Genomic DNA, 7,452 nt, shown 5'->3' on the forward strand with positions numbered 1-7,452 from the left:
GGCAAGATCGACCGCAAGGCCCTGCCGCCGGTGCAGATCAGCCAGGAGAGCGACTACAGCGCCCCGCAAGGCGAGATCGAACTGGCGCTGGCAGCGATCTGGCAAGACGTGCTGGGCCTGCCCCAAGTTGGGCGGCAAGACAATTTCTTCGCCCTGGGCGGGCATTCATTGCTGGCCACCAGCGTGGTCACGCGCTGGCGCGCACGTCATCCGCAGCACACACTGACGTTGCGCGACCTGTTTGCCGCGCCCGTGCTCGGCGAACTGGCGCAGCTGATTGCACGCAGTTGCGCACTGCAGGAAGAGCAGCCCGCGCTCAAGCCGGTAGCGCGCACGCCGCGCATGCCACTCTCGCCGATGCAGCAGCGCCTGTGGCTGGTGGATCGCATGCAGGGTGGGGCGGCCGCCTACAACATGACGGCAGCGCTGCAGTTCGATGGTGTACTGGCACCAGCCTCGCTGGCGCAGACACTGGCGCTGCTGGTGCAGCGTCACGAAATCCTGCGCACCAGCTATCACGAGGATGATGAAGGCGAACCCGTCGCCCGCATCGTATCGCCGGCGGACAGCATCCCGCTGCTGGCGGTACAGGATCTGCGCGCGCAGGCGCCGGACGTGCAGCAGCAGATGCTGGCCGTATTGCGGCGTGAAGAAGCCGTGCGCCCCTTCGATCTCACCACCGCGCCGCTGCTGCGGGCGGTCCTGGTGCTACTGGCTCCGACGCAGGATGGTCGGCCGCGCCACGTGCTGCTGCTGGCGGTGCATCACATCGCCGCCGATGGTTGGTCGGTCGGGGTCCTGATCCGAGAGTTCTCGGCGATCTACCGCGCACTGCACGCGGGCCAGGCGCCCGCGCTGGCGGCACCGACGCTGCAATACGCCGACTATGCAGCGTGGCGACAGCAACAGGGTATGCGCGCCACCGAGGAAGACTTCTGGCGTGCGGCCCTGCAAGGAGCCCCGGCGCAGCCGGCCTTGCCGGTGGACCTGCCGCGGCCGGCACAGTGGTCGGGCGACGGTGCGCGCCTGTCGGTACGTATCCCCGAGCGCCTCACAGGGCAGTTGCAAGCTCTGGCGCAGGCGTGCGACTGCACGCTCTTCATGCTGCTGCTGGGCAGCTTCCAGTTGCTGGTGCATCGCCAGAGCGGACAGGACGACCTGCTCATCGGTACCGATGTGGCCGGGCGCGAGCATGCGGCACTGGAAGAGATGGTCGGGTTCTTCGTCAACGTGCTGCCGCTACGCTCGCGCCACCAGCCCGAACAGAGCTTTGCACAGTGGCTGACGGCTACGCGCGGCACAGTGCTCGATGCCTTCGCCCACTCCTCGTTGCCCTTCGAGCGTATCGCCGAACTGGCCACGGCGCGCCGCGACCGTCGCTGGAACCTGCTGGTGCAGCTGCTGTTCGTGATGCAGAACATGCCCACGCATGACTTCGACTTGCCCGGCCTGGAGGTGCAGGCACTGCCCGCCAGCCATGCCCATGCCAAGTTCGACATCGCGCTGTTCGTCACCCCGGTGGATGGTGCGCTGCAGGCCGACTGGGTCTATGCCAGCCAGGTTTTCCAGAGCGGCACCATGCAGCGCATGGCGGCGGCCTGGGTCGCGTTGCTGGAGCAGATCGTGGCACAACCGCACTGGCCGCTGTCCCGGTATGAAATCCCTCTCATGAAAGAACCCCTGACCATGTCAAGCACTGTTTCCGTTTCCCCTGCCCGAGCGCCGCTGGCCCCGGGCAAGCTCGACAAGCTCAACAAGCTCAAGGGCATGAGCGCGGCGGCCCCCAAGGCGGCTGTGCGCATGCGCCCCCTGCGACCCGGCACCGACTTTCCCTTGCTGGTGGAGGCCACCAGCGCCGACCTCGATACGGTGGCCTGGGCGCGTGCCAACCAGCCGCTGATCGCCAGTCTGCTGGAGCGTCATGGCGGCATCCTGTTCCGGCGCTTCGGCCTGGCTACGCCGCAGGACTTCGAGCGCTTCGCCGAAGCCATCGAGCCGGAACTGTATGGCAGCTATGGCGACCTGCCCAAGAAGGAGGGAGGCAACAAGACCTATCGCTCCACCCCCTATCCCGAAAAGCAGATGATCCTGTACCACAATGAAAGCGCCCACATCGAACGCTGGCCGCGCAAGCAGTGGTTCTTCTGCGAGCTGCCGTCTCCGGTAGGCGGGGCCACACCCATCGTCGATTGCCGTGAAATGCTGCGTCGTCTTCCTCCCGCGCTGCGGCGCGAGTTGCAGCAAAAGCAGTTGCGCTACGTGCGCACCTTCACGCCGCGTCTGGATGTGAGCTGGCAATCCTTCTTCGGCACGGACGACCGTGCCGTGGTGGAAGCCCGGCTGACGGCAGCCGGCACCGGCTATCGCTGGCTCGATGAAGACACCCTGCAGACCAGTACACTTTGTCCGGCAGTGATCGTGCATCCGGTCACCGGGGCGGAGGTGTTCTTCAACCAGGTGCAGTTGCACCATCCGTATTGCCTGGAGCCGGAAGTACGCGAAGACCTGCTGTCCATGGTCGGTCCGGAGCGCCTGCCGCGCAATGTGCTCTTCGGTGATGGCACACCCATTCCCGATGCCACCATGGCCCTGATCGGCGAACTCTACGAACAATGCGCGGTACGCTTCGACTGGCAGCAGGGCGATGTGGTCATGCTCGACAACATGCTGGCCGCGCATGCCCGCGATCCCTACGAGGGGCCGCGCAAGATCGTCGTGGCCATGGGCGCCATGGTGGAACGCGCCGAGGTCAGCGCGCCCTCTACCGCCGTCGATGAACTCTCGGAGGGCGCAACATGATGCCACTGGACCAGACTGTCGCGCTCAGTTCCGAACAGCGCCTGCAGCAGGCCCACGCCCACACAGTCCATATCCTGCCATTGCACTGGCAGGGGCCGCTGGAGAGCGCGCGTCTGCAGGCCGCATGGAGCCGGGTCCTCGCGCGTCACGCCGTCCTGCGTCATGCCTTCGGCCAGGCCGAAGGCTATCGTGGTCTGCGCCAGGCGCCGTTGCCGCAGCCTCCGGGCCAGAGTCTGCAACTGCACATGCTGCCGGCGGGTGCCGCCATGCCGACGGTAGCGTTCGATCTGGCGTGTGGGCACGTGATCCAGGGCTGGCTGGTCGAGGACGCGCCCCAGCGTGGCCGCCTGCTGGTGGCGGCCGCGTCCCTGGCGCTCGATGAGCGCAGCCTGTGGTTGCTGGCCGATGAGCTATGGCGTCGCTACCATGATCAGGACCTGTCCACCGGGGAGGCTTTCCAGTACACCGATTATGTGCAGTGGCGCCAGTCTCTCGAGGAAGACGACGATGCCCGCATCGGCCAGGCCTACTGGGCCCATCAGGCCCAGCAACTGGAACAGTCGCCGGCGCTGCGGTTGTCCTATCGGCGCGAGGCAGGGACGGCTGCGGCGGTTCCGGCGCTTCTGCACCACGGTATTGCCGAGGAGATGGCGAGCGCCCTTCAGAGCGGGCAGGCCAGCGGGCGATGGCAGGTCGCCACTGTGCTGCAGGCGGCCTGGCTGGCCCTGCTGGCTCGCCTGGGACAGCAGTCCCGGATCGCCTGCGCCTGGCAGCACGATTGCCGCGACGATTACGAACCCATGGCCCAGGCGCTGGGCTTGTATGGCAAGACCCTGCCGCTGATCCTGAACGTGCCGCCGCAAGCCTCGTTGAGCGAACTGGTGAACCAGCTGGCCGCGCAGCAGGAGCAGCATGTGGCGGCCCAGGAATATCTGCCCGATGATCTGGCTGCCAGACCACCGGAGATCGGCTTGAGCGTGCGTCATGCCGCAGGGCGCTGGCAGGAAGGTGCACTGCAGTGGGCGTTGCAGTGGACGGCCTCGGGTGATCCTCGCCTGTCGCTGGCGCTGCATGTTGATCTGTCCGATCCGGCCGCGCCTGGTCTGCAGCTGCATTACGATGCGCGGCACTACGACGCCGTCAGCATGACCGGTTTGCTGCGCCAGTACCAGGCCTGGCTGCGCGAGCTGCTGGCACGACCCGATACCGCCTGCAGCGAATTGCAATGGGATGATGCCGCCATCTGGCCGCAACGACTGCCGATGACAGCAGAGGTGCTGCCACTCGGGCGCGACACGCTGCTCACGCACATTGCCGCACATGCGCTCAATACGCCGCACGCCATCGCCTTGTCCAGTGCCGCCGGTCAGATCAGCTATGGGCAACTGCTGCAGCGCATGAACCAGCTGGCGCACTGGTTGCAGTCGCAGGGCGTGAGGCCCGGCGCGCATGTGGCGCTGGTGCTGCCACGCTCGCTGGAACTGGTGATGGCGCTGCTGGCAGTCTGGCGCTGCGGTGCCGCCTACGTCCCCATCGATCCCGACTGGCCCGCCGTGCGCCAGCAGGCGATACTGGCCGATGCGGCTCCGGCACTGGTGCTGCATGATGGCAAGGCACCGGCCGCCGACGGGCTGCATTGCGCGCTGTGGCCGGCCGACCTGCAGGGCTATTCCATGCAGGCGCCGACGGTCGCGCCGGCGTTGCAGGACCTGGCCTATCTGCTCTACACCTCGGGTTCGACCGGCACCCCCAAGGGGGTGTTGATCGAGCATGCGCAATTGCTCAACTATGTGGTGGCGGCGTCGCAGGGCATGGGCCTGGCGCCATGTCGCTGCTGGGGACTGACCAGCACGGTGGCGGCCGATCTGGGCAATACGGCGCTGTTCGCCGCGCTGCTGCATGGCGCCGAGCTGGCCATCGCCGATGCCAGCGACATGCAGGATGGTGCGCACTTCGCCGCCTTCCTGCAACGTCATCGGGTCGATGCGCTCAAGATCGTGCCGTCGCATCTGGAAGCCTTGCTCGATGGCGGTTCTGCCGTCCTGCCCGCGACCCTGGTACTGGGCGGCGAGAGTAGCCCGGCGGCCTTGCTGCGGCGGATCTGGCAATGTCAGCCGCAGGCCCGCATCTTCAACCATTACGGCCCCACCGAAACCACGGTGGGCGTGATGTGGCATGCCTGTTGCGCCAGCGACGCCGCCAGCGGGGCCGCTGCCGCGCCGCTGACCCGCGTGATGGCCAACTGCCGCGTGGCGATCCTGGATGCCGACCTGCGCCCCGTGCCGGTAGGCGGCATCGGCCAGCTTTGCATCGCCGGGGCCCAGCGCAGCCGCGGCTATCTGAACCGTCCACCGGAAGACCGCCAGGCTTGGTATCGCAGCGGCGACCTGGCCTGCCATCTGCCCCAAGGCGGGCTGCGCATCCTGGGGCGCTCGGACGAACAGGTGAAGATCCGCGGCTTTCGCGTCGAACCGGCCGAGATCGAAGCAGCGCTGTTGCAGCAAGCCGGCGTGCGCCAGGCCTGCGTCATGCCGCAGGGCGAACCCGCGCGGCTGATCGCCTGGGTGAGCGGGGAGAATCTTGCCGTGGAACCCTTGCGACTGGCCTTGCGGGATGTGCTGCCGGAGGCAATGCAGCCAGCGCGCATCCTGGCGCTGCCATCCTTCCCGCGACTGGCCAATGGCAAGATCGACCGGCGCGCCTTGCTGGATGCGCTGGCCGAATCGCCAGCCGAGAGCGGGCAGGGCGGCGAGGCCCGGGCTGTGGCGGACGATCTCGAATTCGTCGTGCTGGACACCATGCAGCAACTGCTGCCCGCCACGCCCGCCTTGGGCCGCGACAGCGATTTCATCGAAGCCGGCGGACATTCGCTGCTGGCCATCAAGCTGGTGGCGCGGTTGCGCAAACTGCTGCAGATCGAGATCGCCCCGGCCCTGGTGTTTGACCATGCCACCCCGGCCGCGCTGGCGGCCGCGCTGCGCGCACAAGCCCCCGATGCCGCCGCCCTGGCCGAGCTCGCGGGCCTGCGCCGCACGCTGCTGGAAATGCCCGCAGCGCAACGCGACGCCCTGCTGGAACAGGCCTAGGTCGTCGGCCCTTTTCTTGGATCACGCTTTCATGAACGAAAAAAATCATCAGTTGCTCGCCCTGCTGCAAGCCGATCAACACGAACACGAACGGACGGACAAGGAGGGGCCTCAGGATGGACCGGCGCCGCTCTCGTTCTCGCAGCAGCAGCTGTGGTACCTGCACCAGCTCGAAGCGCAACAGACTGCCTACAACCTGACGCGCGCCTTCCGCCTGTGCGGCGTACTGGATCACGCCGCCCTGCAGGCGGCCTTCGAGGCCGTGGTCGCACGGCACGGCAGCCTGCGTACGCGCTTTGCCGAACAGGACGGCGTGGCCTGCCAGGAGGTCCTGCCCACCGTATCGCTGCCGCTGCAGCTGAACGACCTGCGCGAACTGGCTACCGATGCGCGGGAGGTGCAAGTGAGCGCGGCCATCGAGGCCGCCACGCGTCACGTCTTCGATCTCTCCCGCGCACCGCTGCTGTTCGTGCATCTGTTACAGCTGGACGAGCAAGAACATGTGCTCATCATGGGCATGCACCACATCGTATCGGACGCCTGGTCCAATCCCATCGTCGCGCGCGACCTGCAGCAAGCCTATGCGCAAGCGCTGGCCGGGCAGGCCCCAAGACTGCCGCCGCTGGCCTTGCAGTACGCCGATCATGCCCGCCGGCAGCGAGCGCAGTGCCAGGGCGAGTGGTTGCGGCAGGAACTGGATCACTGGCAAGCCCGGCTGGGCCAGGAAGTGCCGCCGCTGAACCTGCCGGTGGAGCGTGGCGACAGCACCGATGCCCAGGCAGGTGCGGGTTACAGCCTGGTGCTGGAGGAGTCGCTGGCGGCGCGTGTGCGCCAGTTCTGCCAGCAGGAGCGCTGCACGCCCTTCGTGGCCATGCTCGCGGCCTGGCAGGTAACGCTGCGCCATTGCTGCGGGCAGGACGATTTTGCCGTCGGTATTCCACAGGCCGGACGCAACCACCCGGCGCTGCAGGAGATGGTGGGCTTCTTTGTCACCACCCAGGTGATGCGCGCGCGCCTGGACCCCGGCATGAGCCTGCGCACGCTGTGCCGCCAGGTGCGCAGCGATACGCTGGAAGCCATGGCCCATGCCGAGCTGCCCTTCGAACTGCTGCTGGAACGCTATCCCGCGGAACGCGGCCTGCCGCGCCATCCGCTGTTCCAGACCCTGTTCGGGCTGCAGGTCATCGAGGGCAGCGGCACGCTGGATCTGCCGGGCTTGCAGGCCAGTACGCTGGAGATCGACCTGCATGCGGCCAAATTCGATCTGGCCATGGACGTCAAGATCATCCGCGGGCAGGTCAAGCTGCGGCTGGAATACCGTCGCGCACTGTTCCGGGAGTCCAGCATTGCCCGTATCGGTACTGTCTATCTCAGTGTACTGGAACACTTGGCCAGCGCAGCCGATACCCCCATCGGTGAACTGGCGTTGCTGGGCGCGCAGGAACAGTCGGCGCTACAGGCATGGAGCGTCAATGCGCAGGCCCATGAGACCGGCAACGTGCTGGCGTTGATCGAAGCACAGGCAAAGGCACACCCCGAGCGGCCCGCCTTGCGGGTACCGCATACC

The 7,452-nt window shown here is 67.1% G+C and carries 3 protein-coding genes; all 3 read left to right on the forward strand.

Annotated features, from left to right (window positions below):
• Positions 1 to 2,799: condensation domain-containing protein (locus tag HWE01_RS22475; RefSeq protein ID WP_241822938.1), on the forward strand; the 2,799-nt coding region annotated here is incomplete at its 5' end.
• Entirely contained in the window at positions 2,796 to 5,885 is a 3,090-nt protein-coding gene (locus HWE01_RS22480) for a non-ribosomal peptide synthetase (RefSeq protein ID WP_241822939.1), read from the forward strand. The genes HWE01_RS22475 and HWE01_RS22480, both read left to right, overlap by 4 nt.
• Positions 5,886 to 5,916: 31 nt before the next feature.
• The coding region (locus HWE01_RS22485) for a condensation domain-containing protein (protein ID WP_241822940.1) at positions 5,917 to 7,452 on the forward strand (1,536 nt) is incomplete at its 3' end.

Origin of the sequence: Herbaspirillum sp. C7C8, assembly GCF_022627875.1 — a bacterium.
Taxonomy (GTDB): domain Bacteria; phylum Pseudomonadota; class Gammaproteobacteria; order Burkholderiales; family Burkholderiaceae_D; genus Herbaspirillum.